We start from the raw sequence: 25626 nt of genomic DNA on the forward strand, positions 1-25626 counted from the left end.
GCGGGGCGCGCATCGCGGCTCGAACCGGCACGCTCGTGCGTGACAACGGAGGATTCAAGCAGGCGGACGGCGGCATGCGGCGCGCATTTCGTGCGCAGCGAACGACGGTGAATGGGAGGTAGGCGCTAGGGTGCGGGTTGATATGCTCAAACCTTCGAATTATAGCGTGAAAACGCCACATCCGCCAGATTTGGGAACTGTCCGCTTGCAGTCGCCTGACGGGTTGCGCCCTGCCGGTCACGGCGCCGCGCGTTCCACGTCGCGATCGATCTTGTGCAGCACGCGGCTCGGGAATACGTACCAGACCGCGCTTGCGACCTGCAGTGCGATGAGCACGATCCACACCGTCAGATGCGCCGACACGGGATACCGACCGCCCTCCGATGGCCACAGCGACAGCATCCCGCCGACGCCTACCTGGAAGCCGAAGATCAGCAGGAAGATCACGAGCGTGAGCGTGGTATGCGCGCGTCCGATCATCTGCGACGGAAAGTACTCCGCCGCGACCGCGTAGCTCAGAATTCCCGTGCCGCCGAAAATCCCGTATGCGGTAATCAGCGCCGACGGCGGTAACGGCACGCGCAGCACCATCAGCAGTTGCGTGGCGACGAACAGCACCATGCCGGTTCCGCAAAACGCGTACACCGACACGCCGCGTCGCTCCATCCCGCGCGCCGCCGCGCCGAAGCCGACGCAGCCGAACATCATCGCGAAGCCGAGCACCGACACGAGCGCCGCGGCATGCGCGGGCGCGAGATTCATCACATCGAGCAAATAGGGGCGAATCCATAGCGATTGCATCGCGTAGAAAACGCCCTGCGTGACGACGGAAAACGAGGCGATCTTCCAGAACACGCCGCTCTTGAGAATGAGCCACGTGCCCTTGAACTGCGTGACGACGTCCGCCCGATGATGCGGATCGGTTTCCGCCTTGCGTGGCGCGAGCAGGGCGATCGCGGCAGCGACGACGAGCGTGAATACGCCGAGCCCCACGCACACCTGGCGCCAGGTCGCCACATGCAGCAGGGACGCGAGCGGCGATCCCACCGCGACGCCGCCCAGGCCGCCGACCGCCATCGTCAATCCGTTGACGAGCGGCAGACGCGCGAGCGCGAAATGCTGCGCCGACGCCTTGAACGCCGCGCTCAGACACACCGACACGCCGACGCCGATCAGCAGCCGGCCGATCATCAGTCCCGCGAGTCCGTGCGACGCGCCGAACACCCAGATGCCCGCCGCCGCGAAAATCAGCATGCTGGCGGTCACGCGTCGCGGGCCGAAATGATCGAGCAACACGCCGACGGGAATCTGCGCCAGCGCGAAACCGATGAAATACAGCGACGTCAGCAGACCGAGATCCGCCGCCGACAAACCGAGATCGTGCGTGATGAGCGGCGCGAAGCCGAGATTGACGCCCCGGAACACGTACGAGACGAAGTAACCGGCGGCGAAGAGGAAAAAGACGCGGAGACGAACGGAGGACGACATGCGGAGCGGGCGATTCTTCGATTCTTCTGGAACGCCAGTGTAGCGGACGCACCAAAAAACACGCCGTCACCTTGGTGACGGCGTGGATTTGCGTCTCGAGTGAAAGACCTGCGCTTACTTCTTCTTGGCGGTTTTCGTGGTTGCCGCCGGTTTCGCGACCTTGGCCGTGGCGGCAGGCTTCGCCGCCTGCGACGCCGTCGGAGCGGAAACTTTCGACACCTTCCCCGATGATGCGTGCGCGCTCGTCTTGCCGCCGCGCGCGGGCTTGGCCTCCGGCACGCGCGTGCCGATCTTCGACACGCCGCCCGACGAACGGCTGGACGCCGCCACCGCCTCCACGCGCACCGGACCCGGTTCGGCCGGCACCGGGCGGCCATAAGGCACGTGCAGAACGACCACCTGCCCGGGCATGAACATGTCGCCGCGCGTGCGGTTCCAGGAGCGCACTTGCGCCGCCGACAGGTTGTAGCGGTCCGCCAGCGTCGTGACGGCCTGCTTGCGGCGCACGCGAATCACGAGCCTGCGCGTGTCGGGAACGTCGCGCTCGATGGCGAGCATCGCGTTTTCGGCGACGTCGGCGCTGATGTCTTCGTCGTCGTCATCTGTGCGCGGCACGACGATCGTCGAACCGGGCTTCAGACGCATCCCCGCCGGAATGCGGTTGACCGACATCAGTGTGTCCGCGTCGACGCCGATTTTTTCGGCGATCGCCGCCGGGCGCGAACGCTCGGTCACGGTGTACGTGGTCCACGACGACAGCGCGCCCGTGTATGAAGACAGATTGCGCTGGAAAGATGCCGCGTTGTCGAACGGCAGCAGGATCTGCGGATTCGTTGCGCCGAGAATCACCGGCTTCGCGAACGACGGATTCAGCGAGCGGAATTCCTCCACGCTCATGCCGGCGAGCTTAGCGGCCATCGTCACGTCGATGTCGCGCGCGGTCGTGACCGTCACGAAATACGGGTGATTCGGGATGTCCGGCAGCGCGAGCCCGTACATCTGCGGGTTGCTCACGATGTTCTTGACCGCCTGCAGTTTGGGCACGTAGTTGCGCGTCTCGTTGGGCATGCGCAGGTTTTCGTAGTCGGTGGGCAAGCCCGCCGCCTCGTTGCGCGCGATGGCCCGCTGCACGTTGCCCTCGCCCCAGTTGTACGCGGCGAGCGCGAGATGCCAGTCGCCGAACATGTCGTGCAGGCGCGAGAGATAGTCGAGCGCGGCGCTCGTCGACGCGAGCACGTCGCGACGCTCGTCCTGCCACATGTTCTGCCTGAGCTTGTAGTCGCGACCGGTGCCGGGCATGAACTGCCACATGCCGGCGGCCTTCGCCACCGAGAGCGCCTGCGGACTGTAGGCCGACTCGATGAACGGCAGGAGCGCCAGTTCGGTCGGCATGTGACGCTGCTCCAGTTCCTCGACGATGTGATACAGGTACTTTTGCGAACGCGTGGTCATGCGCTCGACATAGTCGGGGCGCTGGGCGTACCAGTTCACCTGCATGTCGACGAGATCGCTTTGCAGATCGGGAATCTGGAAACCACCACGAATGCGGTTCCAGAGATCGGACGAGCCCGCGAGCGACGTCACCGGCGTCTTGTCGACGTCGATGGTTTCCTTGGCTGCTGCGGTGCGGCGAATCGTGTCGGCGACTTGTTGCTGCGAACCGGTGGAAGTGGCTGATGAAATAGGATCGGACGCTGTGGGTCCCTGGCTCGCACAGGCGGCGAGCATCAGGACGGACAGCGCGCTAAGAGTTAGTCGCATGGAACGTCGGCTTCCAAAAAATGATGCTTGGAATTTTGCAGCCGATAGTACGGAACAGCACTTAAGACGTCAATAAGAATGCGCGCAAAACCCCTGCAAAATCCTGTATCTAACAGCGATTCCAACGTTTCGGATGAAGTTGCCCTTAATAGTTCTCGGTTAGCGGAACTTATCCTTCCAGCCGCGCATCATGCGAAACGCTTCCAGGCGGTCCGAAACCGGCGTGCCGAACTGTGACGAAAGTGTCGCCTGAATCGCGGGAATGTCCGCGCGCAGAAACGGATTCACCGCTTTTTCGTGGCCGATGGTGGTCGGCAAAGTCGGCTTGCCCGCGGCGCGCAGCGCCTGCGCGTCGTCGCTCCAGCGCAGCAACGCGGCGTTGTCCGGTTCGCATGCGCGCGCGAATCTGATGTTCGACAGCGTGTACTCGTGTGCGCAATGAACCTGCGTGGTTTCGGGCAGCGCGGCGAGCGAATCGAGCGAGTTGAGCATCTGCTGCGGCGTGCCTTCGAAGAGACGGCCGCAGCCGCTTGCGAACAGCGTGTCGCCGCAAAAGAGATGCGGCGTGCCATTCTGGCCGCCCGCCTGAAAATACGCGATGTGACCGGCCGTATGACCTGGCACGTCGATCACGCTGAGTTCGAGCGCCGGGTGCGCGATGCGGACCGTGTCGCCGCCCGTGACGCGCTGGGTCAGATGCTCGATACGCTCGCCCGCCGGGCCATAGACGGGTATGCCGCCCTCTGCCGTTCGGCTATCGAGGAGCGCTTTCACGCCGCCGACATGGTCCTGATGGTGGTGCGTGAGTAAAATAGCGGTCAGTCGCCAACCGCGGCTCGCGAGATAGGCCTCGACGGGTGCGGCATCGCCGGGGTCGACCACGACCGCATCGCGCGAGTCCGACACGAGCCAGATGTAGTTGTCCTCGAACGCCGGAACCGGCACGTATTCGAGTGCATTCTGAGCAGGCAAATTCTTGGCAAGCGAATTCATGGCGATCTTCTATGCGGCTATTCGAAAATGTCTGACCGACCGATTATAGACTGGCCCACCTGGACGAGCTCGGCGCCCGGACGCTACGTGCTCGACTGGGAGCAGGCGCAGCTCGATCACGTGGTGTCCGACATCTTCGGCTATCACGCGCTGCAGCTCGGCATGCCGCAGCTCGACGCGCTGCGCGAAAATCGCATGACCGGCCGTGCGCTCGTGCTGGACGCCGAAAGCGCATCGAGCGCGCCCTACACGCCGCCGCGCTCCACCACGCCCGGCGTGAGCGCGCTGCCCGCCGCGAGCGCGCCCGATGGCCGCACCACCGTATGGTGCGACTTGCTCGACCTGCCGTTCGAAGCGCAGAGCGTCGATCTGCTCGTGCTCCCGCATACACTCGAATTCTCGCCGGATCCGCACCGGCTCCTGCGCGAGGCCGAGCGCGTGCTGGTGCCCGAGGGGCAGCTGATCATCCTCGGCTTCAATTCGCTGAGCCTGTGGGGCGCGCGGCAATCGCTCGGCAAGGTGGCGGGACGGCCGTTCGTGCCGGCGGCGCACGAGATGATCGCGTTCACGCGCATCAAGGACTGGATCAAGCTGCTCGGGTTCGATCTTGAACGCGGGCGCTTCGGCTGTTATCGTCCGCCGCTCGTCACCGACAAATGGCTGCAGCGCTATGAATTCATGGAAGCCGCCGGCGACCGCTGGTGGCCCATCTTCGGCGCGGCGTACATGATCACGGCGGTGAAGCGCGTGCGCGGCATGCGTCTCATCGGTCCCCGCAAGCTGAAGAAAACCGCGCTCTCGGCCGGCCTCGCGCCGGTCGCCGCTCCGCACACGCGCAACGAGACTCGCAACGAGCATTGATGACTCAAGAATCCGCATCGAACAAGATAATCGACATCTACACGGACGGCGCCTGCAAAGGCAATCCCGGCCCTGGCGGCTGGGGCGCCCTGCTCCGTTTCGGCTCGCTGGAAAAGGAACTGTTCGGCGGCGAGCCCGCAACGACCAACAACCGCATGGAACTGATGGCCGTGATCTCGGCGCTCGAAGCCCTGAAGCGCCCGTGCCACGCGATCATCCACACCGATTCGCAGTATGTGCAGAAAGGCATCAGCGAATGGATCCACGGCTGGAAGAAAAAGAACTGGATGACGGCCGCGAAGACGCCGGTCAAGAACGCCGATCTCTGGAAGCGGCTCGACGCGCTCGTCGCGCAGCATGAGATCGAATGGCGCTGGGTCAAGGGCCACGCCGGCCATCCCGAGAACGAACGCGCCGATGCGCTCGCCAATCGTGGCGTGACCTCGCTCGCGGACAGCTAATCAACTTAGACGCCATCTATGCGCCAACTGATACTGGACACCGAAACCACCGGCCTGAACGCGAGAACGGGCGACCGGATCATCGAAATCGGCTGCGTCGAGCTGGTGAATCGCCGGCTGACCGGCAATAACCTGCACCTCTACGTGAACCCCGAACGCGACAGCGATCCCGGCGCGCTCGCGGTGCACGGCCTCACCACCGAATTCCTGAGCGACAAACCGAAGTTCGCGGAGATCGCGGCGCAACTGCGCGACTTCATCGCCGGCGCGGAGCTGATCATCCATAACGCGCCCTTCGACGTCGGCTTTCTCGACATGGAGTTCGCGCAACTCGGGCTGCCGAAAGTCTCGGAGACATGCGGCGGCGTGATCGACTCGCTCGCGCAGGCCAAGCAGATGTTCCCCGGCAAGCGCAATTCACTCGATGCGCTGTGCGACCGCTTCGGCATCAGCAACGCGCATCGCACGCTGCACGGCGCACTGCTCGACTCGGAGTTGCTCGCGGAAGTCTATCTCGCGATGACGCGCGGCCAGGAAAGCCTCGTCATCGACATGCTCGGCGACCAGCAGGCGCCGGGCTCGGTTTCCACGTCGCGCATCGCGTTCGACGATCTCGATCTGCCGGTGCTCGCTGCCAGCGCGGAAGAACTCGCGGCGCACGAAGCCGTGCTGACCGGCCTCGACAAGGCGGTCAAGGGCACGAGCGTATGGCGCACGGAACCGGCTCCGGCCGAAGGCGACGCCGTTCCCGCATAATTTTTCGATTTTGCTTTAAGAAGCCCTTTACGAAATGCGAAACGCCTGACATAATCTTGCTTCTCTTCGGGTGGTTAGCTCAGCGGTAGAGCACTGCCTTCACACGGCAGGGGTCACTGGTTCGATCCCAGTACTACCCACCAGGATTCTGGTGTTGGTAAAGACAAGCACCGAAGAACAAAAGGCCCAGGTTTCACGACCTGGGCCTTTTTCATTTTCAGCATCGCCACGCGCTCACCGCGCATCTAGGACGCCCACACGCCCCGCGCCATGCCGCTCGCGGCGATCACCATCACCATCACGAGTCCCGCTTCCAGATCGCTCATCCACGCGAAGCGCCGTGCGCGCGTGAGATCGATCGGTCCACCCTGCGCGAGCGCGATGCGCCAGCGGATCAGGGCCAGCATCGGCGAAACCTCGATCAGCAGAATCACGACGAGCGCCGTCATCTTCAAATGGAAAAGCGGTTCGTGCAGGTAGTACGCGCCGCCCTTCTCGAAGCCGCCGAACGCGCGCGTCACGCCGGTCACGATCAGCACGATCGCGGTGATGCCCCACACGCTGTCCGAGCGAAACACGTCGCGTAGGCGCAGTTCGTTGGCCTGAATGGATTGCGCGGCATCGAGGCGCCGCAGCGCGCGGGCGCGCGCGAGCACCGAACCGAGCGCGAAACCGAAAGCAAGCAGATGAAGCGCGGCCAGCAACCAGCGTAACAGCATCCTTTCCTCCCTGAAGCGATCGGAACGACGTGTACGGCAATTCAGGCTAACGATGTCCGGCGAATGCGGGCGATTCAGACCTGCCGCAGCGTGGCATCGAGCGCCCGCGCGGCATTGCGATCGCCTTCACCGGCGAGCGGCGCGCGAAACACGGTGGTGCGATTGTGCCCCGCCGCGGCGGGCGAGTCCCACAGCAATTCGACTTTCGGCCGACGCGCGAACACGCCGCGCCGTACTTCGCCGCTCGCGCGAATCGACGGACCGGCAGGCTCGGTAGCGGGCGCGAGGATCGTCGCGGAAGGCGAAATCTCCGGCGACGGCGCCGGCCATTTCAGCGACAGTTCGCGTGCATCGTACTGGCCGAGCTTGCGGCTTTCCGCCCAGACCACGGCCGTGCGCGTGACAGGATCGAGCGAGATCGCATAGCGGCCGATCGCGAAACGGCGCGCCGCGACATTGGTGCGCCAGAGCGCGCGCGGCCGGCAGATCCACATGATGATCGCATACAGCGCCGGCCCGACGACGAGCCATCCGTTCGTCTCGGCAAGCGCCTGCGTGAAGCGCCGCCAGCCGGCGCTCCAGACGAATGCGCCGACCGAGAACATCGCAAAACCGAAGGTCAGGAGCGCGAGCAGGCGCAGCGCCTGCCGCAGCCATTGCGGCAGCGGATGCAGCGGCCGCTCCATGCGCGCCTTCGCGCCCGGCAGCACGACGAGCAGAAAGATCAGGACGAGATTCACGCAGGCCCACGGCGACGACGTCATCCCGCGCAGCGAGGACAGATAGCCCATCTGCGACATGGAGAACGCCCACCGCGCCGCAAGCACCAGCCCGATTGCCCGCAGGGCGAACACGGTGCCGGCGCCCGGTGCCGGGCTCGCGCTGATTTGCTTGGGTCTTGCCAAGGAAAAACTCCTGTCCACGAACGATGCATGCCGCTTCGCGCACTGCGAAGCCCGGTCATTATAGGGAGATTACGGATGTCGTCAGAGGTTTCACAACCGTAGCGCGGTCTGCCGCGCGAAAGGCATGCCTGTATGTGCTATTACGACAACGCCCCGCGCGCCTTGAGGCGCGCGGGGCGTTGTTTTGCAGCCTTTGCCGCGCGAGGCGGCAAGACTTGCTCAGCTCGCGTTGACTTCGCGCAGCACGGTGCGGCGCTTCTGGCGCAGCATCTCTTCGTACACGCTGACGTAGTTGCGCGCCATCACCTTCGACGAGAAGCGCGCTTCGAACGCGGCGCGGACCTTCGCGCGCGACAGCGTGTCGAGACGCTTCACGGCGGCGATCGCGCTCAGTTCATCTTCGACGACGAAGCCCGACACGCCGTTTTCGATCACTTCCGGCACCGAGCCGCGATTGAACGCGATGACCGGCGTGCCGCAGGCCATCGCCTCGATCATCACGAGACCGAAGGGCTCCGGCCAGTCGATCGGGAACAGCAGCGCGTGCGCGTTGCCGAGGAACTCGGTCTTTTCGGCTTCGCTGATTTCACCGATGTACTCGACGTGCGGCAGCGCGAAGAGCGGTTTGATCTCTTCTTCGTAGTAAGCGCGGTCGGCCTTGTCGAGCTTCGCGGCGATCTTGATCTTCATGCCCGCGGCCTGCGCGATGCGGATGGCGCGATCGACGCGCTTTTCCGGCGAGATGCGGCCGAGGAACGCGAGATAGCCCGGCTCGACGTTCGGGATCGGCTTGAGCAGGTTTTCCGGCAGGCCGTGATAGACCGTCGACAGCCAGTTCGCCTGCGGCAGCGGCTGACGCTGGTTGTCCGAAATCGAAATGACCGGCACGTCGCTGAACGTGCTGAAGATCGGCTGCAGTTCGGGCAGATCGAGACGGCCGTGCATCGTCGTCAGGAACGGCACCGGCTGACGCGCAAACAGCGAGAACGGGTAGTAATCGATATGGAAGTGCAACACGTCGAACTCGTCGGCGCGGCGGCGGACTTCCTCGAGCAGCAGCATGTGCGGCGCCATCGTGTCGCGGATGGTCGGGTCGAGGCGCAGCGCCTGCGGCCAGAATGCTTCGAGCTTCGCGGACGTTTGCGAATCACCGCTCGCGAAGAGCGTGACATCGTGTCCAGCATCCACGAGTGCCTCGGTCAGATAAGACACCACGCGTTCCGTGCCGCCATACAGCTTCGGCGGAACAGCTTCGTGGAGGGGCGCGATTTGAGCGATTCGCATGTTCGTGAAACTCCTAATGAAAGGTCAGGCAAGAACTACTGTCATGTTGACGTTGGGGAGCGAATCGCTCGGCTCGGGCGAAGCTTGCCGCGGCGCGTGGGCCGCGGCGCTGGTGCTGATGCTCGAGTGAAAAAGCGTGGTCGCCCGATCACCGGTTTGTCGCGCAGGCGTTCGAACCAAGCAAGTGCGGTTCCATATCTCGAAAATCGCCGCGCGCCAGCAATTAACGCACGTGCGCTTTGGCGGTTGACGGGAACTTGCAAAAACCTGTCGGTTGCCTAGGGGCAAACCCGGAGCGGATTATGGAGCTTTTTACAGAGTCGCGGCGGTAGTCATTTCAACTTATTTACCTTGTTACACGCGGGATACATTTTGCAAACCCCTGTTTATTAAGGTTGTTCTACATTGGAGCACGGGCTTCGGCGACGCTCGGGCGGCAGCACGCACTTCACGGCGGCAAATCAGCGCCGGCCCGATGTCTGGCGCGACGCGTGCTTTTCAGATCGCTGCCGCGACGCAACACCAGACGCGCGCGCCGGGCCGGCGAGCGCTTCATCGCAAAAAACTGCGCAATGTGCTTACAATGCGCGCCCATGCCGTAAGCCGCGCGCTCGCAGCCAGCCGGCACCAGCGACGGCCCGATTTTTACCCCGGGCGATGTTCGGACGGCCACATGCGCCGAGCATCATGTGCCCAAAGACGCGTTGCCTCATCGCGATACTGGCTACAATTCGTGATGGAGACGGCGCAGCGTCGCCTCGCTTGACGTCAGTCGCGCCGGATCGGGCGACGCATCGCATGCCGGTTGCCGCAGACGATACCGCGCATGGCACTGCCCGAAGGCGCAACACACGCTCAACCGCTCTACGACCAAAAAAGACCATTGGACCAACTCACCGTCTCCCAGCGTAACGCGCACAATGCGAAGCTTTCGAGCTACGCGCATCGCCCGCTCGCGTTCCTGTTGCGCTACATCCGCCGGCATCCGGTTGCGCATGCCATCGTGCTCTTCAGCGTGTTCGCCGCAGTCGGCTGCGCGCTCGCCTCACAGTACGCGATCAAACATCTGATCGATGTGCTCGGGCAAGGCCGCGGACATCCCGGCCCGCTCTGGGGCGCGTTCATGATCCTTGTCGGGCTGATCGCCGCCGACAACCTGCTGTGGCGGGTCGGCGGCTGGGTCGGCGCGCACGTGTTCGTGATCGTCACGGGCGACTTGCGCAAGGATCTCTTTTCCTATCTGTCCGGCCACTCGCCGACCTACTTCTCCGAGAAGCAGCCCGGCATGCTCGCAAGCCGGATCACGGCGACCTCGAACGCGATCTACACCTCCGAGAACGTGATGGCGTGGAACGTCCTGCCGCCGTGCATCGCGGTGCTCGGCGCGATCGTGATGATCGTCTCCGTCAATCCGCTGATGGCCGCCGGCCTGATGACCGCGTCGGTGATTCTCTCGCTGATCCTCTACCGGCTGGCCAAGCGCGGTTCGGCGCGGCATCACAGCTTCGCGTCGAAGGCGGCGTCGGTCGACGGCGAACTCGTCGACGTGATCGGCAACATGGCGCTCGTGCGTGCGTTCGGCATGACCTTCCGCGAGCAGAAGCGCTTCGGCTCGACGGTGAAGGCGGAAATGGTCGCGCGCCAGCAAAGCCTGCTGTATCTCGAAAAGCTGCGCCTGTTCCATGCGGTCGTGACGGCAATTCTCTCCGCCGGCCTGCTCGGCTGGGCGCTGTGGCTGTGGTCGCAGGGTCGCGCGACTTCGGGCGATATCGTGCTCGTCAGCTCGCTCGGCTTCACGATCCTGCACGGTACGCGCGATCTGGCGGTCGCGCTCGTCGATGTGACCCAGCACGTCGCCCGTCTCGCCGAAGCCGTGCAAACACTGCTGGAGCCGCACGGCATGCCGGACCGGTCGGATGCGACCGAACTCGTGCCGCAAGGCGGCCGCGTCGATTTCGAAAACGTCACGTTCGCCTATCCGCGCCGCCGCCCGATTCTCGACAACTTCCATCTGCATATCGAGCCGGGCCAGCGCGTCGGGCTGATCGGCAAGTCGGGCGCGGGCAAGTCGACCGTGCTCGCACTGCTGCAGCGCTTCTACGAGACGCAGAAAGGCAGCATCAGGATCGATGGCCAGGATATCGGCGCGATCACGCAGGACAGCCTGCGCCATGCGATCGCGCTGGTGCCGCAGGATATTTCGCTGTTCCACCGCACCGTGTTCGAGAACATCGCTTACGGGCGTCCCGAAGCGAGCCGTGAGGAAGTGCTCGCCGCCGCGCGCGAGGCGCGCTGCACGGACTTCATCGAAGCGATGCCGGAAGGTTTCGACACGATCGTCGGCGACCGTGGCGTGAAGCTCTCGGGCGGCCAGCGTCAGCGCATCGCGATCGCGCGCGCGATCCTGAAGAACGCGCCCATTCTGCTGCTCGACGAAGCCACGTCCGCGCTCGACAGCGCATCGGAAGAAGCGATCCAGCAGGCGCTCGACCGGCTGATGGTCGGCCGCACGGTGATCGCGATTGCGCACCGCCTGTCGACGTTGCAGAACTTCGACCGCATCATCGTGATGAGCGCGGGCAAGGTCATCGACGACGGCTCGCCGCAGGAATTGCGCGATCGTCCGGGGCTGTATCGCGAGCTGCTCGCGAAGCAGCACGGCAAGGTGCCGTCGATCGTCGCGACGCCGCACAAGCAGCCGGCCTGAGCGCTGCGCCAATCGAAACAGCCGCGTTTCTGCAAGGAAACGCGGCTTTTTTTACGTTCAACGCGCCTTGAGATCGCGCAGGAAGTTGTCGCGCCAGACGGAGACGTTGTTGTCGCGAAGCTGCTGCATCATCTCGTCGTAGCGTGCGCGGCGCTCGGCGAGCGGCATCTTGAGCGCGGTGGCGAGCGCATCGGCCATGCCGTCGACATCGAGCGGATTGACGATCAGCGCCGCCGTCAGCTCGCGCGCCGCGCCCGCGAACTGCGACAGCACGAGCACACCGGGATCGTCCGGATCCTGCGCCGACACATATTCCTTCGCGACGAGATTCATACCGTCGCGCAGCGGCGTGACCAGGCCGACATGGGCCTCGCGAAACAACGCCGCGAGCACCGGCCGCTCGTACTGACGATGGATATAGCGGATCGGCGTCCAGTCCAGTTCGGCATAGCGGCCGTTGATGCGGCCCGATTCCGCTTCGAGCTGCAGCCGGATGTCGCGGTAGGCATCGACATCCGAGCGCGTCGGCGGCGCGATCTGCAGGAACGACACGTTGTTGCGCTGATGCGAATCGTGCTCGATCAGACGCTCGAACGCGCGAAAGCGCTCGACCAGACCCTTCGAATAGTCCAGCCGATCGACGCTCATCACGAGCTTGCGATGATGCAGCGTCGACTTGACGATCTCGACGTCGCGCCCGCTTTCGCCGTCCTTCGCGAGCGCGGCGATCTCGTCGGGATAGACGCCGATCGGATACGCCGCCGCGCGCAGCGTCTGGCCGAACGCGCGCACCTCGACCGGTTTCGCGCCGTCGCGCAGCAAGACGCCGTCCGCTTCCGTTTCGATGTAATCGCAGAACGCGCGCAGATCCGGTTCGGTCTGAAAGCCGAGCAGATCGAACGCGCACAGCGCCTCCACCAGTTCGCGATGTCGCGGCACGCTCAACAGGATCTGCGCCGCAGGAAACGGAATATGCAGGAAGAAGCCGATCCGGTTCTTCACGCCCAGGCGTCGCAGCGCCTGCGCGAACGGAATCAGGTGATAGTCGTGCACCCAGATCACGTCGTCGGGCTTGAGCAGCGGCGCGAGCTGCTCGGCGAGCCAGCGGTTCACGCGGCAATAGCCGTCGTATTCGTGCCGGTCGAACTCGATCAGGTCCGGGCGATAGTGAAACGCGGGCCACAACGTCGCGTTGGAAAAACCGCGATAGTACTGGTCGTAATCGCGCCGCACGAGCCCGATGGTCGCGAAGGTCACCGGCCCGTGCTCTTCCAGCTTGATGCCGTCGGGCGTGGTCGTGAGCACGTCGCCGCTCCAGCCGAACCACATGCCGCCGGTTTCCTTCAACGCGTCATAGACGCCGACGGCAAGGCCGCCCGCCGCGGGTCCGCCTTCGGAAATCGGCGCCACGCGGTTCGATACGATGATCAGCCGGCTCACGCGTGCTTCCCCGCCGTGCCCGCGATCACCTGCAGCCAGTCGAGCAGCAATTCGACCGATTCGATGCGCGCGCGCGCGACCGTATCGCCCGGGCCGATCTTGATGGACAGGCCGTCGAACTCGTTGACCACGGCGAAGCCCTTTTCATCGGTGAGATCGTCGCCGATGAACACGGGCTTGCGGCCCGTGAACGGTGGCTCGGCCATGTACGCGCGCACCGCGCGTCCCTTGTCGACGTCCTTCGGCTTGATCTCGTAGACCATCTTGCCCGGCTGCAACACGTAGGCGTCGGCGTATTGCGCGACGAGCTTCTCGGTGGCCGCACGCGCGACCGGCTCGCGATCCGCCGCGTTGCGATAGTGCAGCGCCAGCGCCGCGCCCTTGATTTCGAGCAGCATGCCCGGATTCGCGTTGACGACCTTTTCGAGCGCGTGCTCCATGCGCAGCAGCCGCTCGTCGTTGAAGCCGATGCGCTGCACGTCGCCGTTTGAATCGCGCCGTTCCGCGCCGTGCATGCCCGCGACGGGCAAATCGTCCATCTGCAGGAACGAGTCGATATTGTCGATGCCGCGTCCCGACACGACCGCGACCGCGCCGTTGGTCGCGCGTCTGAGCGCGGCGAGGATGTCGGGCACCGAGCGCGGCACGAAGATGCCGTCGGGCGTGGAGGCGAGTTCGACGAGCGTGCCGTCGAAATCGAAGAAAAAGGCGGTCTCGGCAAGAGACAGGGAATCGGGAAGAATTTGCATCGATCTTTAGCCTGTAGTTTGCCTGTTTCGTGGCGTTGCACGGCGCCGCTCGAGATGCCGCTGTCGCGCGTGAAGATTGCGCATCTTACCGCGCGGGGTCTTTCGGTTAAGAAAGGTCCTAGCTTACAACCTTGCCCGAATCCCCTTTCGATGAGCCTGAATCGTGCGGCAAATCGTCTCAAAAATAGTCCGATAGCGAGATAATGCGCTCGCCGCGCGGCCAAAGGCGTGTATTTTGCGGCGTGACCCGTACTGAATCATCCTGCAACGCGATCCCCGATGCACGCTTCGTTCCTCGCCCTTCCCAGACTTCCCGCAAGGCGCACGCTCCGCAACCTGTTTGCTCTGGCCTCGCTGTGCGCGCTCGCCGCCTGCTCGAAACCCGCCGAGCCCTGGCATCTGACCGACGTATCGGGCCATTTGCCGGACCTGGACTTCTCGCTCGTCGACGATGGCGGAGCACCCGTCACCGGCCAGTCGTTCGCGGGCAAGGCCACGCTCGTCTACTTCGGCTACACGCATTGCCCCGATGTCTGCCCTGAAACGATGGCGCGCCTCATGCAGGTGCTGCAGCGCGTGGGGCCGGATGCGGACCGGACGCGCATCGTGTTCATCTCCGTCGATCCCGCGCGCGATACACCCGCGCTCCTGCGATCCTACGTGCGCGCCTTCGACGACAAACACGCGGTCGGCCTGACGGGCACGGACCGCGCGATCGAATCGGTCGCGCAGCGCTATCGCGTGGCGTATCAGATGGAAAAGCGCGATCCGGACGGCGCGTACGAGGTGACGCACAGCTCGGCCGTCTATCTCTTCGATGCCGCCGGTCACGCGCGCCTGCTCGCGACCGATCACGATTCCATCGACGCCATTGCGAGCGATCTGAAGCGCGTGATTCACGCGCAGGGCGCCTGACGATGAGCACGCTCCTGTACTGGCTCGATCCGTGGGAACCGTCGCCGACGGTCGTGATCGCCGTGCTCGTCGCCGCGATCCTGTTTGCGCGCGGCGCGCGGCATGCGCGCGTGTCGGTGTCGCGGCGCATCGCTTTCTGGTTCGGGCTGAGCGCGCTCTATGTCGCGCTGCATACGCGGCTCGATTATTTCTTCGAGCACGAGTTCTTCATGCATCGCTTGCAGCATCTCGTGCTGCATCATCTCGGGCCGTTTCTGATCGCGCTGTCGCATCCCGGCGCGGCATTGCGCGCGGGCATTCCGTTCGCGTGGCGGCGGCGCTGGCTGCGGCCGGCCGCGCAGACGCGCATCGCGCGCGTGTTCTTCGATATCGTGTTCAACCCGGTGATCGCGGTCACACTGTTCGTCGGGCTGATCTACTTCTGGCTGCTCTCGCCGATCCACTTCAAGGCGATGCTCGACTACCGGCTCTATCGCGTGATGAACTGGAGCATGGTGATCGACGGTCTGCTGTTCTGGTGGCTGATTCTGGACCCGCGCCCCGCGCCGCCCGCGCGGCTCGCGCCCGGCAGACGCGTGCTGGTGGTGATCGCCGCGATCCCGCCGCAGATCATTCTCGGCGCGTATATCTTCTTTACGCCGCACGAGCTGTATCCGATCTACTCGATCTGCGGCCGCGCGTTCACGTGGATCACGCCGATGCGCGATCAGCAGATCGGCGGCCTTCTGCTATGGATTCCCGGATCGATGATGAGCGTGATCGGCGCGCTGATCGCGCTGCGCCACTGGCTGCGGCTGTCGGCGCGTGCGCGTCTGCGCAGCGAGCGCAACGCGCCTGTGCGAATCAGCGGGACGAAGGCCGCGACCTCATGACCCGAAGCCGGGACGGCGCATCCACACGTGCGGAATGCCGTCTTCATCATGAATCCCCGACGACGGCACGAAGCCGAATGCGCCATAGAAACGCTGCAAATGCGCCTGCGCGTGCAGGCTGATCGGCTGATCGGGCCATTGCGCGAGGATGTGTTCGAGCGCGCGTTCGAGCATCGCGCTGCCGAGTTTCAGGCCACGGAAGTTGGCGGTCGTCAGCACGCGGCCGATTCGCACGTCCTTCTCGCTCTCGCCCGGATAGCCCGGCAACAGCACGCGCAAGTAACCCGCGAGCGCCGGGCGCGTGTCTCCCTTGCCGTACGCGAGCAAATGCCACGCATCGACATCGAGCCCGTCGATATCGCCATACACGCAGTTCTGCTCGACGACGAACACGGCGCTGCGCGCGGCGAGCATGTCGTAGACCTCGGCGGTCGTCAGGTCGTCGAAGCGCTTCCAGCGCCATTCGAGTTGCGAGAGTTGATCGGTCATGAGAGTCGGTGTGCCAGAAGTACGGAGATTATGCCGCGCGGCGAACGGACGCAAAAATCGGCTGAGCACCGGCGTCCGGAAAAGGTCCGGAAAAGAAAAAAGCCCTGACGGATCAGGGCTTTTCAAGTGGAGGCGCGGACCGGAGTCGAACCGGTCTAAACGGCTTTGCAGGCCGCTGCATAACCGCTTTGCTACCGCGCCACAAGCGGTTCTGGTGTAACCGGTCATGGGGCCGGCTTGGTTCACCAAACAAAAAGGGAAGCTTGGCTTCCCCTTTGACTGGAGCGGGAGACGAGTCTCGAACTCGCGACCTCAACCTTGGCAAGGTTGCGCTCTACCAACTGAGCTACTCCCGCAAAATCCTGCAACGTACTGCCGGTTCCGATGCTTCATGTCGCTTTGCCAGATCAGCGCCGACGACACCGAAACCTTCAAAATCTGGAGCGGGAGACGAGTCTCGAACTCGCGACCTCAACCTTGGCAAGGTTGCGCTCTACCAACTGAGCTACTCCCGCATGTGCTGCTTTTCTTCCGCTACAGTGCTTGTTGCGTCGCGCCGTGCATCAGAGAAACGAGATTATGTAGAAGCTAAAGAGGGCTGTCAACTGTTTTGTGAGAGGAATTTTCTGGTTCGACGCAATTTTTCTCGATCACCTTTTCGTGCTTCGTTCGGCGCGTCAGAGCATGCCGCCGCGCTCGCGAATTTGCGGCCACGCGAGCTTCATGTAGTAGAACATCGACCAGACGGTGAGGACCGCCGCGACGTAGATGAGCCACAAGCCCCACACGCGCGTGTCGATCATCCATTGCGTGCCGGAGAACTTGAGCGGGCCGTAGAACAGCAACATCGGAATTGCGACCATCTGGCAGACGGTCTTGAATTTGCCGAGTTGATTGACCGCGACGCTTTTCGAAGCGCCGATCTGCGCCATCCATTCCCGCAGCGCCGAAATCGTGATCTCGCGCCCGACGATGACGAGCGCGATCACCGCATTCAGACGCCCCAGCTGCACGAGCACGAGCAGCGCGGCGGTGACCATCAGCTTGTCGGCGACCGGATCGAGGAACGCGCCGAACGCGGACGTCTGATCGAGCTTGCGCGCGAGAAAGCCGTCGAACCAGTCGGTGAGCGCGGCGAGCACGAAGATGACCATGCCGAGCAGATTGCGATGCTCCGGGCTCATCATCATGTCCGGCAGATAGAACACGCCCACGACGAGCGGAATCAGCACGATTCGCAGCCACGTCAGGAAGATCGGTAGATTGAACGGCATGGGCGAATACGGTTGAGGGACATGTAAGGAAGCCGCCATTGTGCCGCGTCGATCCCGCGCTCACAAGGCAACGCGCCGCGCGGCTGGCCTGTGAGCTGGCCGTGCCGCTCAATGCAACTGACGATAGATCTGTTGCGCGAGCGCGAGCGAAATGCCTTCGACGCTCGCCAGGTCCTCGACGCTCGCCGCCTGCACGCCGCGCAATCCGCCGAAGCGCGACAGCAGACGCTGCCGGCGTTTCGCGCCCACTCCTTCCAGTTCCTCCAGCCGCGAGGTCTGGCGCGCCTTCGCCCGCTTCGCGCGCATGCCGGTGATGGCGAACCGGTGCGCCTCGTCGCGAATCTGCGCGACGAGCATCAGCGCGGCGCTTTCCTTGCCGAGTTCGAGCGCGGCGCGGCCGTCGGCGAACACGAGCGTTTCGAGCCCGACCTTGCGCCCTTCCCCCTTCGCGACGCCCACCAGCATGCCGTGATCCAGACCGAGTTCGGCGAACACCTGCCGCGCGATCTCGACCTGACCCTTGCCGCCGTCGATCAATACGATGTTCGGCAGCGTGCCGCCCGCGGCGACCGGCTCGGCGGCGTCCGGCGTGACGTTGGGATCGGCGGCGTCGTCGGGTTGCAGGGTCGTGGTTTCGTCGTTCGCGTTCGCGGCGGCCTGCGCGACCATCTTTTCGTAGCGGCGCGTCAGCACCTGGCGCATCGCGGCGTAGTCGTCGCCGGGCGTGATGCCGGTGATGTTGTAGCGGCGGTATTCGCCCGACTGCATCTTGTGATGGTGATAGACGACGCACGACGCCTGCGTCGCCTCGCCCATCGTATGACTGATGTCGAAGCACTCGATGCGCAGTTGCGCGAGATCGTCCATTTCCATCGAAAGCGTTTCGGCGAGCGAGCGCGTGCGCGCCTGCTGCGAGCCCTGCTCCGACAGAAGCCGCGCGAGCGCGAGCTTGGCGTTGTTTTCGGCCATCGAAAGCCACGCGCGCTTCTGTCCTTGCGGCTGACGCAGCAGCGTGACCTTGTGCCCCGCCTGCTCGGTCAGCAGGTCGACGAGTTCGCGGCTCGCCGGCGCATGACTCACGACGAGCACCGGCGGCACGCGATTGCCGATGTAATGCTGCGCCATGAACGCTTCGAGCACTTCGGATTCGAGCGCGCGTTCGCGTGGTTCGGTTTCGGTTTCGGTTTCGGTTTCCGCCCCGGATTCCACCGGCGCCACATCCGTTGCGATCGCTTCGTCGACCTCGGGCAGATCGTCTTCATCGGCGAGGGCGATCGCGCTCTCGACGTGCGCCGGGAAATACGCCTTGTCGCCCAGATGCCGGCCGCCGCGCACCATCGCGAGATTCACGCACACCTTGCCGCCGAGCGCGACGACCGCGAGGATATCGACGTCGCTTTCGCCGCCCACTTCGATCGCCTGCTGATGCAGCACGGTCGCAAGCGAGCTCATCTGGTTGCGCACCGCCGCGGCCTGCTCGAACTTCAGATCGGCGGCGAACGCGTGCATCTTCTGCTCGAGTTCCTTCATCACTTCGCCCTGACGGCCGAGCAGAAAGCGCGATGCGTTCGACACGTCCCGCGCGTAATCCTCGTCCGTGATCAGCCCGGTGCACGGCGCGGTGCAGCGGCCGATCTGATGCAGCAGACACGGCCGCGTGCGATTGTTGAACACCGAGTCCTCGCAGGTGCGCAACTGAAATACGCGCTGCAGGATCTGGATGCTCTCGCGCACCGCCCACGCGCTCGGGAACGGGCCGAAGTACTGATTCTTCTTGTCGACCGCGCCGCGGTAATACGCCATGCGCGGAAACTTGTGGCCGGTGAGCTTCAGGAACGGATACGACTTGTCGTCGCGAAACAGGATGTTGTAGCGCGGCGCGAGCGCCTTGATGAGATTGTTTTCGAGCAGCAGCGCCTCGGCTTCGGAGCGCGTGACGGTCGTCTCGATCTTGCGGATGCGCGTCACCATCATCGCGATGCGCGGCGAATGCAGCGTCTTCGTGAAGTAGCTCGACACGCGCTTCTTCAGATTGCGCGCCTTGCCAACGTAGAGCACGCTGCCGTCGCCGTCGTAGTAACGGTATACGCCGGGCAGATGCGGCAGTTGCGCGAGCGTCTTCTTCGGGTCGAAATCCGGTTGGGGGGCGTCGGTGTCAGTCATGCAGCAAGGGGGACGGAAAGGCATCGGCACGAGCGTGAGCCGTGCCGGGAGCGTTATCTTAGAATCGCCAGTTTAGAACATTACGCCGCGCGCCTTCCTCCTCATGACTACGCATCCAGCCGCACCCGAACTCGCCTGCGACATCTTCTGCGCGGTCGTCGACAACTTCGGCGACATCGGCGTGTGCTGGCGGCTCGCGCGGCAATTGCGCGCCGAGCACGGCTGGCGCGTGCGCCTTTTCGTCGACGATCTGACGGTGTTCCACGCGCTCTGCCCCGCCGTCGATGCAACGCTCGCGCGCCAGGAAGCCATGGGCGTGGCGATCGAGCACTGGCGCGAACCCGCGCACGCGGGCGACACGCTCGCCATCGCGGATGTCGTCATCGAAGCGTTCGCCTGCGAACTTCCGCACGCGTACATCACCGCGATGGCGCGGCGCGATCCGAAGCCCGTGTGGATCAATCTCGAATATCTGAGCGGCGAAGACTGGGTCGCGGATTTCCATCTGCGGCCGTCGCCGCATCCGCGTTATCCGCTCGAAAAGAGCTTCTTCTTTCCTGGGCTCGGCAAAGGCACGGGCGGCGTGCTGAAAGAGCGCGATCTCGATGCGCGTCGCGAGCGCTTTGATGCAGCGGCGTGGTGGCGCGAGCGTGTCGGCATCGAGCGGCCGGGCGCAGAGCAGACGGTCGTGTCGCTCTTCGCGTATGAAAACCCGGCGGTGGACGCGCTGCTCGAGCAATGGCGCGACGGCGCTGCGCCGGTCGTGCTGCTCGTGCCCGAAGGCCGTATCTCCGGCGCGCTCGCCCGCTTTTTCGGTCTGCCGAGGTTCGCGGCCGGCATGTCGGCGCGCGCCGGCGCGCTGGAGGCGCACGCGCTCGGCTTCGTCGAACAGCCTCGTTTCGACGAACTGCTCTGGGCCGCCGACATCAATTTCGTGCGCGGCGAGGATTCCTTCGTGCGCGCGCAATGGGCGGGCAAACCGTTCGTCTGGCACATCTACCCGCAAGCCGACGACGCCCATTTGCCCAAGCTCGACGCCGCGCTCGCGCATTACACGCACACGCTCGACGCGCCCTCGCGCGACGCGGTCACACGCTTCTGGCACGCATGGAATGGCGCGGGCGTGCCGGACTGGGCGGCGTTCTGGGGCCATCGGCCGGCGCTCGAGACGCGCGCGGCGCGCTGGGCCTTCGAGCTGGCCGGCATCGGCGATCTGGCGGGCAATCTCGTCGCTCATGCCGCCTCGCGCATGGCTCGATGAATCATGCGCCGCCACGTTTCGCCAGCACCGACCGACTGGCCAAATAAGCAAAAACTCAGTTAAAATAAGCGGTTATCCGAGAAAGCAGGTCGCAGTTCCGGCATCGCCAACATTGCGCCGCGCAAATCAGATTGAGTCAGCCCGAGGGCGAGTCCCTCGCGCAGGAACTCTCGCGCGGCGGCGGCAGCAAAACCGAGACACTGCCGCCGTCCGATCGATTCATTCCAGGCATTCAAGCCAAATCCATTCGTACAGGACCCAGTTTTATGAAGACCGCACAAGAACTCCGCGTCGGCAACGTCGTCATGATCGGCAGCGATGCCATGGTCGTGCAGCGCGCCGAGTACAACAAGTCGGGCCGCAACTCCGCGGTCGTGAAGATGAAGTTCAAGAACCTGCTGACGGCCGCCGGCATGGAAACCGTGTACAAGGCGGACGACAAGTTCGACGTCGTCATGCTCGACCGCAAGGAAGTGACGTACTCGTACTTCGCAGACCCGATGTACGTCTTCATGGACGCCGACTACAACCAGTTCGAAGTCGAAGCCGAAATGATGGGCGACGCGCTCAACTACCTCGAAGACGGCATGGCGTGCGAAGTCGTGTTCTACAACGAGAAGGCCATCTCGGTCGAACTGCCGACCACGCTGGTTCGCGAGATCGTCTACACGGAACCCGCCGTGAAGGGCGACACGTCGTCGGGCAAGGTGCTGAAGACCGCCAAGCTGAACACCGGTTTCGAACTGCAAGTGCCGCTCTTCTGCAATATCGGCGACAAGATCGAAATCGACACTCGCACGAACGAATATCGCAGCCGCGCGTAAGCCTTACGACACTGCACCGTAAGCGCAGCGGCTCGTACCACGCCGCTCACGCTGACATCGAAAAAGCGCCCCATCGCGGGCGCTTTTTCTTTTGCATGAATTTTTTGACAAATTCAGGCAAACTTTACCGCTCCCTCCCCTTTTAATGCGGATACCGATGGCCGCCCGCCTCGGCGCGGGACCGACGCGGATCGCATACATCGGAAAAATTAACTGCGTGGCACGATTTCTGCTCGGTCAGGCAGATCAATATTTCGGAACCGACATGCACAGCGCGCCTTTCATCCGAAGCCGGTTTCTGATCGCCGCGGCGCTCGCGGCGGCTGCCCTGGCTTTCACCGGAGGCTGCAAGTCGACGCCTGCTCCGTCGACCGCCAACGCGGGCGGCGAAATCGCCAGCGACGACGCAACGCTGGCTGCCCGCGTGAAAAGCGCGCTCGTCGCGGATCCGGAATTGAAGGCCTTGCCGATGAGCGTCGCGACGTATCGAGGTGTCGTGCAGCTGTCGGGATACGTGAATTCGGAGGGTCAGATTGAGAAAGCGCTTGCCGTGACGCGAGGCGTTCCAGGCGTGCAATCCGTCAGTAACGATCTGCATGTCCGGCAATGAAGCGCTCGCGGCGAAAGTTGACGAACGAGTGACGCAGAACAAAAACCGCAGCGGGGCACGCGCCAGACGCCGGAACGAGGCGCCGTATTCCGCTTACGACACGCTCGAGCCCCAGGAGGGGACGGCGCATTACAGTCCACTTTGATACGTTGGTCCGCCATGCCACACGCACTGATTGTCGAAGACGATCCCAATAGCCTCTCCGGCCTGTCCGCGATCCTCACGGCAGACGGCTTTTCCGTCGATACCGCGACGACGCTCGCCGAGGCGCGCTCCGCACTGACGCGCTTTATCCCCGATGTCGTGCTGATCGACCTGAACCTGCCGGACGGCAGCGGGCTCGACCTGCTGCCGAGCCTGCCTTCGCAACCGCCCGATGGCGCATTGCCCGTCATCGTGATGACCGGCAACGCGACGGTCGAAAGCGCGATCGAAGGCTTGCGGCACGGCATCTGGGACTATCTGCTGAAGCCCGTGAACATTCCGCGTCTGCGCAGCCTGCTCGCGCGCATTCCGCGACCGTACGAGCTCACGGAGGAAGTCCAGGCGCTGCGCTCGACGCTGCGCGAACTGGGCCATTTCGGCGACATGATCGGGCGCAGCGCGGCCATGCAGCACGTCTACGATCTGATCGAGCACACTGCCCCGACCGAAGCCGCCGTGATGATCTGCGGCGAGCCGGGCACGGGCAAGAAGATCGCCGCGCGCACGATTCATCAATTGAGCCGGCGTCGCAAGGGCCCGTTCATCACCTTCGACTGCTCCGCGCAGCGCACTGCCGCCGACGGCTCGCAGCGTTCGATGGAAAGCGTGCTGTTCGGCCACGAGCGCAACGCGTTCGCGGGCGCGGAGAATCGCGAGCCGGGCCTGCTCGAACAGGCCGGCGGCGGCACGCTGTTCCTCGATCAGATCGATTCGCTGCCGTCTGCGCAACAGGAAGCGCTGTTGCGCGCGCTCGATTCGCAAACCTTCATGCGCGTCGGCGGCAGCAACCGCATCATGACGGACTTCCGGCTCATCGCCGCGTCCCGCATGCCGATGCGCGAGGCGGTCGCGAGCGGCGCGATGCGCGAGGATCTGTTCCAGCGTCTGTCGGCTTCGTCGATCATGCTGCCGCCGCTGCGCGAACGCGACGACGATATCGCGTTGATCGCGGAAACGCTCGTCGACGAACTGAATCGCGAGAATCATATCGCCGGGATCACGAGCGGGTCACCGAAGCGCATCAGTCCGGCGTTCATCCGCGAGTGCATCGTCAACGAATGGCCGGGCAATGTGCGCGAGATGCGCGAGCGGGTGAGACGCGCTTATCACGCGTCGGGCGAGACTATCGAGACGCTGCGCGTGGACGAACCGGGCGGCCTCGGCGGACGCGGGCTGAACGGCAGCAGCGTGCAGGTGACGGTGGGAACCGCGCTCGCGGATGTCGAGGATATGCTGATTCGTGCGACGCTCGAAGCGGTCGGTGGCACGCGGCATCGTGCGGCGACGCTGCTCGGCATCAGTCCGAAGACGCTCTATAACAAGTTGCAGAGGATGAAGCTGGAATCGTCGTGATGGGCGGCTCCAGTTAGAAAAAAAGCCACGGTCTCCGTGGCTTTTTCGTTCAGCACGCTCAGCCGAGCATCTCCTTGACGAGCGCCCGCGCCGCCTGATAGTCGGCATGCCCCTGCAACTTGCTCCACCGCAGCGCCTTCCCACGCGGACGCATCTGCCGAACACGCTGCACGGAGGCCTTCGACGGCGTGAAACGCAACTGCTCGAGCACCTTACCCGCCTCGTCCGGCTGATTGCAGATCAGCACCACATCGCAACCCGCCTTGAGCGCCGCCGTGGCGGCCTCCGTCAGCGTGCCGCCCGCACGCGCCGCTTCCATCGACAGATCGTCGCTGAAGATCGCGCCATTGAAGCCGAGCTTGCCGCGCAGGATGTCCTGCAGCCAGATGCGCGAGAAACCAGCGGGTTTGTCGTCGACCTGCGTGTAGATCACGTGCGCCGGAATTACCGACGCCAGCGACATGCCGAGCCAGTCGTACGGACGCACGTCGGCGGCGAGAATTTCGTCGAGCGGGCGATCGTCGGTCGGCAGCGCGACGTGCGAATCGGCTTCGGCAAAGCCGTGTCCCGGAAAGTGCTTGCCGCAGTTCGCCATGCCGGCGAGCGCGAGGCCGTGATTCAGGCTCTTGGCGAGCATCGTCACGACGCGCGGATCGCTGTGCAGCGCGCGATCGCCGATCACCTTCGACTGTCCGTAGTTCAGATCGAGCACCGGCGTGAAGCTCATGTCGATGCCGCACGCGCGCAACTCCGCCGCGAGCACGTAGCCGAACGCGGTCGCGGCCTTGGTCGCGGCGAGCACGTCGCGGTCCCACAGCTCGCCCAGCTTGCCCGGCGCGGGCAGCACGGTGAAGCCGTCGGTGCGAAAGCGCTGCACGCGCCCGCCCTCGTGATCGACGGCGATCAGGATGTCGTCACGCACCGCGCGGATCGCATCGGTCAGCGCGACGAGTTGGGCGCGGTCCTCGAAATGCCGCGCGAAAAGAATAATGCCGCCGGTCATCGGATGCACGATGCGCTCGATATCCGCATCGGTCAGCTTCGTGCCGGCGACGTCGAACATGACGGGCCCGGGAGTGCGTTTCATCGGATTCAATTGGCTTTCTTGTGCGTTGATTGATTGAATTCAGGTGCGATCGGGCACTTCCGCGATCACGAACGACACCGCGTAGTCGCGTTCGTCGCTCACCGTGACCTTCGCGGTGATGCCGCGTTGCGCGAGCCAGTCGGCCAGTTCGCCGGATGCGGCGATCATCGGCTTGCCGCTCGGCTCGTTGAGGGTTTGCAGCGCGCGCCAGGTCATCGGCCAGCGCATGCCGAGGCCGATCGCCTTCGAGAAGGCTTCCTTGGCCGAAAAGCGCGTCGCGAGAAACGCGATCCCGCGCACTTCCGAGCGCGCGTTGCGCGCGTGATAGATGCGCAATTCGTCGGGTCCGAGCACCTTTTCGGCGAACCGCCCTTTCGTGCGTTTCATCACCGCCGCAACGCGGCTCACCTGCACGACGTCCGTGCCGATTCCGTAGATCGCCATGACGTG

At 64.2% G+C, this 25626-nt stretch carries 25 protein-coding genes and 4 tRNA genes; 12 read left to right on the plus strand and 17 right to left on the minus strand.

From position 1 onward, the window contains the following. Positions 1-237: 237 nt before the first annotated feature. From BTHE68_RS08940 to gloB, 3 genes are all read right to left on the minus strand, one after another. The gene (locus tag BTHE68_RS08940; protein WP_162066023.1) at positions 238-1488 is read right to left on the minus strand and encodes an MFS transporter; all 1251 of its coding nucleotides are present in this window, start codon (positions 1486-1488) and stop codon (positions 238-240) included. 114 nt (positions 1489-1602) lie between these two features. Further along, the gene (locus BTHE68_RS08945; protein ID WP_162066024.1) at positions 1603-3249 is read right to left on the minus strand and encodes a transglycosylase SLT domain-containing protein; all 1647 of its coding nucleotides are present in this window, start codon (positions 3247-3249) and stop codon (positions 1603-1605) included. Positions 3250-3408: 159 nt separating this feature from the next. Then, on the minus strand, positions 3409-4242 hold the full coding sequence (gene gloB, locus BTHE68_RS08950; RefSeq protein WP_162066025.1) for a hydroxyacylglutathione hydrolase: 834 nt from the start codon (positions 4240-4242) through the stop codon (positions 3409-3411). A gap of 27 nt (positions 4243-4269) precedes the next feature. Between gloB and BTHE68_RS08955 the strand changes: the two genes are divergently transcribed. From BTHE68_RS08955 to BTHE68_RS08970, 4 genes are all read left to right on the plus strand, one after another. After that, on the plus strand, positions 4270-5103 hold the full coding sequence (locus BTHE68_RS08955; RefSeq protein WP_162066026.1) for a class I SAM-dependent methyltransferase: 834 nt from the start codon (positions 4270-4272) through the stop codon (positions 5101-5103). Continuing rightward, entirely contained in the window at positions 5103-5564 is a 462-nt protein-coding gene (rnhA, locus tag BTHE68_RS08960; RefSeq protein ID WP_061179065.1) for a ribonuclease HI, read from the plus strand. The genes BTHE68_RS08955 and rnhA overlap by 1 nt, the downstream gene beginning before the upstream one ends. An 18-nt stretch (positions 5565-5582) precedes the next feature. Next, complete coding sequence (dnaQ, locus tag BTHE68_RS08965) at positions 5583-6320, plus strand: DNA polymerase III subunit epsilon (RefSeq protein WP_162066027.1); 738 nt, start codon at positions 5583-5585, stop codon at positions 6318-6320. A 68-nt stretch (positions 6321-6388) separates the two neighbouring features. Further along, positions 6389-6463: transfer RNA gene (locus tag BTHE68_RS08970), tRNA-Val, on the plus strand. 102 nt (positions 6464-6565) lie between these two features. Here BTHE68_RS08970 and BTHE68_RS08975 read toward each other — a convergent pair. The 3 genes from BTHE68_RS08975 to BTHE68_RS08985 form a co-directional block, all read right to left on the minus strand. Continuing rightward, positions 6566-7039, minus strand: coding sequence for a DUF2214 family protein (locus BTHE68_RS08975; RefSeq protein ID WP_174258000.1), 474 nt, complete (start codon positions 7037-7039; stop codon positions 6566-6568). A gap of 74 nt (positions 7040-7113) precedes the next feature. Further along, on the minus strand, positions 7114-7944 hold the full coding sequence (locus BTHE68_RS08980) for a hypothetical protein (protein WP_162066028.1): 831 nt from the start codon (positions 7942-7944) through the stop codon (positions 7114-7116). A gap of 219 nt (positions 7945-8163) precedes the next feature. Next, a complete protein-coding gene (locus tag BTHE68_RS08985) occupies positions 8164-9228 on the minus strand; it encodes a glycosyltransferase family 4 protein (protein ID WP_061179069.1) in 1065 nt (354 codons plus the stop codon). On the opposite strand from BTHE68_RS08985, the gene BTHE68_RS37160 reads away from it, so the two are divergent. Beyond that, the gene (locus BTHE68_RS37160) at positions 9227-9358 is read left to right on the plus strand and encodes a hypothetical protein (protein WP_286202774.1); all 132 of its coding nucleotides are present in this window, start codon (positions 9227-9229) and stop codon (positions 9356-9358) included. The two genes, BTHE68_RS08985 and BTHE68_RS37160, sit on opposite strands and share 2 nt — an antisense overlap. A 696-nt stretch (positions 9359-10054) precedes the next feature. Then, positions 10055-11935 carry an ABC transporter ATP-binding protein gene (locus BTHE68_RS08990; RefSeq protein ID WP_225936156.1) on the plus strand — a complete coding sequence of 627 codons (1881 nt, stop codon included), beginning with the start codon at positions 10055-10057 and terminating at the stop codon, positions 11933-11935. 57 nt (positions 11936-11992) lie between these two features. Here BTHE68_RS08990 and otsA read toward each other — a convergent pair whose 3' ends face one another. Beyond that, positions 11993-13375, minus strand: coding sequence for an alpha,alpha-trehalose-phosphate synthase (UDP-forming) (gene otsA / locus BTHE68_RS08995; protein ID WP_162066029.1), 1383 nt, complete (start codon positions 13373-13375; stop codon positions 11993-11995). Next, positions 13372-14124, minus strand: coding sequence for a trehalose-phosphatase (gene otsB, locus BTHE68_RS09000; RefSeq protein WP_162066030.1), 753 nt, complete (start codon positions 14122-14124; stop codon positions 13372-13374). The genes otsA and otsB overlap by 4 nt, the downstream gene beginning before the upstream one ends. 279 nt (positions 14125-14403) lie before the next feature. Here otsB and BTHE68_RS09005 point away from each other — a divergent pair, with 279 nt between their 5' ends. After that, positions 14404-15039, plus strand: a complete 636-nt coding sequence (locus tag BTHE68_RS09005; RefSeq protein ID WP_162066031.1) for an SCO family protein — start codon at positions 14404-14406, stop codon at positions 15037-15039. Between the two features lie 2 nt (positions 15040-15041). Continuing rightward, entirely contained in the window at positions 15042-15911 is an 870-nt protein-coding gene (locus tag BTHE68_RS09010; RefSeq protein WP_162066032.1) for a cytochrome c oxidase assembly protein, read from the plus strand. On the opposite strand, the gene BTHE68_RS09015 is transcribed toward BTHE68_RS09010, so the two are convergent. From BTHE68_RS09015 to uvrC, 6 genes are all read right to left on the minus strand, one after another. Beyond that, a complete protein-coding gene (locus BTHE68_RS09015; RefSeq protein WP_162066033.1) occupies positions 15906-16400 on the minus strand; it encodes a GNAT family N-acetyltransferase in 495 nt (164 codons plus the stop codon). The two genes, BTHE68_RS09010 and BTHE68_RS09015, sit on opposite strands and share 6 nt — an antisense overlap. A gap of 127 nt (positions 16401-16527) precedes the next feature. After that, positions 16528-16601 (minus strand) — tRNA-Cys (locus BTHE68_RS09020). A gap of 79 nt (positions 16602-16680) precedes the next feature. Continuing rightward, positions 16681-16756 (minus strand) — tRNA-Gly (locus tag BTHE68_RS09025). Between the two features lie 83 nt (positions 16757-16839). After that, positions 16840-16915, minus strand: a tRNA-Gly gene (locus tag BTHE68_RS09030). 162 nt (positions 16916-17077) lie between these two features. After that, positions 17078-17674, minus strand: coding sequence for a CDP-diacylglycerol--glycerol-3-phosphate 3-phosphatidyltransferase (gene pgsA, locus BTHE68_RS09035; RefSeq protein WP_162066034.1), 597 nt, complete (start codon positions 17672-17674; stop codon positions 17078-17080). Between the two features lie 108 nt (positions 17675-17782). Next, positions 17783-19837 (minus strand): excinuclease ABC subunit UvrC, encoded by a 2055-nt coding sequence (gene uvrC / locus BTHE68_RS09040; protein ID WP_162066035.1) that lies wholly within the window; start codon positions 19835-19837, stop codon positions 17783-17785. Between the two features lie 103 nt (positions 19838-19940). On the opposite strand from uvrC, the gene earP reads away from it, so the two are divergent. Further along, positions 19941-21098, plus strand: coding sequence for an elongation factor P maturation arginine rhamnosyltransferase EarP (gene earP, locus BTHE68_RS09045; protein WP_162066036.1), 1158 nt, complete (start codon positions 19941-19943; stop codon positions 21096-21098). Between the two features lie 59 nt (positions 21099-21157). Here earP and BTHE68_RS09050 read toward each other — a convergent pair whose 3' ends face one another. Further along, the gene (locus BTHE68_RS09050; RefSeq protein ID WP_162066037.1) at positions 21158-21334 is read right to left on the minus strand and encodes a hypothetical protein; all 177 of its coding nucleotides are present in this window, start codon (positions 21332-21334) and stop codon (positions 21158-21160) included. Positions 21335-21364: 30 nt separating this feature from the next. Between BTHE68_RS09050 and efp the strand changes: the two genes are divergently transcribed. The 3 genes from efp to BTHE68_RS09065 all read left to right on the plus strand — a co-directional run bounded on the left by efp (position 21365) and on the right by BTHE68_RS09065 (position 24089). After that, positions 21365-21922, plus strand: coding sequence for an elongation factor P (gene efp / locus BTHE68_RS09055; RefSeq protein ID WP_061179078.1), 558 nt, complete (start codon positions 21365-21367; stop codon positions 21920-21922). A 265-nt stretch (positions 21923-22187) separates the two neighbouring features. Next, complete coding sequence (locus BTHE68_RS09060) at positions 22188-22532, plus strand: BON domain-containing protein (protein ID WP_162066839.1); 345 nt, start codon at positions 22188-22190, stop codon at positions 22530-22532. Positions 22533-22691: 159 nt separating this feature from the next. Beyond that, entirely contained in the window at positions 22692-24089 is a 1398-nt protein-coding gene (locus BTHE68_RS09065; protein WP_061179080.1) for a sigma-54-dependent transcriptional regulator, read from the plus strand. Between the two features lie 58 nt (positions 24090-24147). On the opposite strand, the gene nagZ is transcribed toward BTHE68_RS09065, so the two are convergent. Together nagZ and acpS are read right to left on the minus strand one after the other, a co-directional pair. After that, on the minus strand, positions 24148-25176 hold the full coding sequence (nagZ, locus tag BTHE68_RS09070; RefSeq protein ID WP_162066038.1) for a beta-N-acetylhexosaminidase: 1029 nt from the start codon (positions 25174-25176) through the stop codon (positions 24148-24150). A 39-nt stretch (positions 25177-25215) separates the two neighbouring features. Then, the gene (gene acpS, locus BTHE68_RS09075) at positions 25216-25620 is read right to left on the minus strand and encodes a holo-ACP synthase (RefSeq protein WP_162066039.1); all 405 of its coding nucleotides are present in this window, start codon (positions 25618-25620) and stop codon (positions 25216-25218) included. Positions 25621-25626: the final 6 nt, after the last annotated feature.

Source organism: Burkholderia sp. THE68 (assembly GCF_009938265.1).
GTDB lineage: Bacteria > Pseudomonadota > Gammaproteobacteria > Burkholderiales > Burkholderiaceae > Caballeronia.

Excerpts from the sequence above, each read along its gene's own strand:
- BTHE68_RS08940 (WP_162066023.1), bottom strand. The coding sequence starts at position 1,488 with ATGTCGTCCTCCGTTCGTCTCCGCGTCTTTTTCCTCTTCGCCGCCGGT.
- BTHE68_RS08945 (WP_162066024.1), bottom strand. The coding sequence starts at position 3,249 with ATGCGACTAACTCTTAGCGCGCTGTCCGTCCTGATGCTCGCCGCCTGT.
- gloB (WP_162066025.1), bottom strand. The coding sequence starts at position 4,242 with ATGAATTCGCTTGCCAAGAATTTGCCTGCTCAGAATGCACTCGAATAC.
- BTHE68_RS08955 (WP_162066026.1), top strand. The coding sequence starts at position 4,270 with ATGTCTGACCGACCGATTATAGACTGGCCCACCTGGACGAGCTCGGCG.
- rnhA (WP_061179065.1), top strand. The coding sequence starts at position 5,103 with ATGACTCAAGAATCCGCATCGAACAAGATAATCGACATCTACACGGAC.
- dnaQ (WP_162066027.1), top strand. The coding sequence starts at position 5,583 with ATGCGCCAACTGATACTGGACACCGAAACCACCGGCCTGAACGCGAGA.
- BTHE68_RS08975 (WP_174258000.1), bottom strand. The coding sequence starts at position 7,039 with ATGCTGTTACGCTGGTTGCTGGCCGCGCTTCATCTGCTTGCTTTCGGT.
- BTHE68_RS37160 (WP_286202774.1), top strand. The coding sequence starts at position 9,227 with ATGTTCGTGAAACTCCTAATGAAAGGTCAGGCAAGAACTACTGTCATG.
- BTHE68_RS08985 (WP_061179069.1), bottom strand. The coding sequence starts at position 9,228 with ATGCGAATCGCTCAAATCGCGCCCCTCCACGAAGCTGTTCCGCCGAAG.
- BTHE68_RS08990 (WP_225936156.1), top strand. The coding sequence starts at position 10,055 with ATGGCACTGCCCGAAGGCGCAACACACGCTCAACCGCTCTACGACCAA.
- otsB (WP_162066030.1), bottom strand. The coding sequence starts at position 14,124 with ATGCAAATTCTTCCCGATTCCCTGTCTCTTGCCGAGACCGCCTTTTTC.
- BTHE68_RS09005 (WP_162066031.1), top strand. The coding sequence starts at position 14,404 with ATGCACGCTTCGTTCCTCGCCCTTCCCAGACTTCCCGCAAGGCGCACG.
- BTHE68_RS09010 (WP_162066032.1), top strand. The coding sequence starts at position 15,042 with ATGAGCACGCTCCTGTACTGGCTCGATCCGTGGGAACCGTCGCCGACG.
- BTHE68_RS09015 (WP_162066033.1), bottom strand. The coding sequence starts at position 16,400 with ATGACCGATCAACTCTCGCAACTCGAATGGCGCTGGAAGCGCTTCGAC.
- pgsA (WP_162066034.1), bottom strand. The coding sequence starts at position 17,674 with ATGCCGTTCAATCTACCGATCTTCCTGACGTGGCTGCGAATCGTGCTG.
- uvrC (WP_162066035.1), bottom strand. The coding sequence starts at position 19,837 with ATGACTGACACCGACGCCCCCCAACCGGATTTCGACCCGAAGAAGACG.
- earP (WP_162066036.1), top strand. The coding sequence starts at position 19,941 with ATGACTACGCATCCAGCCGCACCCGAACTCGCCTGCGACATCTTCTGC.
- efp (WP_061179078.1), top strand. The coding sequence starts at position 21,365 with ATGAAGACCGCACAAGAACTCCGCGTCGGCAACGTCGTCATGATCGGC.
- BTHE68_RS09060 (WP_162066839.1), top strand. The coding sequence starts at position 22,188 with ATGCACAGCGCGCCTTTCATCCGAAGCCGGTTTCTGATCGCCGCGGCG.
- BTHE68_RS09065 (WP_061179080.1), top strand. The coding sequence starts at position 22,692 with ATGCCACACGCACTGATTGTCGAAGACGATCCCAATAGCCTCTCCGGC.
- nagZ (WP_162066038.1), bottom strand. The coding sequence starts at position 25,176 with ATGAAACGCACTCCCGGGCCCGTCATGTTCGACGTCGCCGGCACGAAG.
- acpS (WP_162066039.1), bottom strand. The coding sequence starts at position 25,620 with ATGGCGATCTACGGAATCGGCACGGACGTCGTGCAGGTGAGCCGCGTT.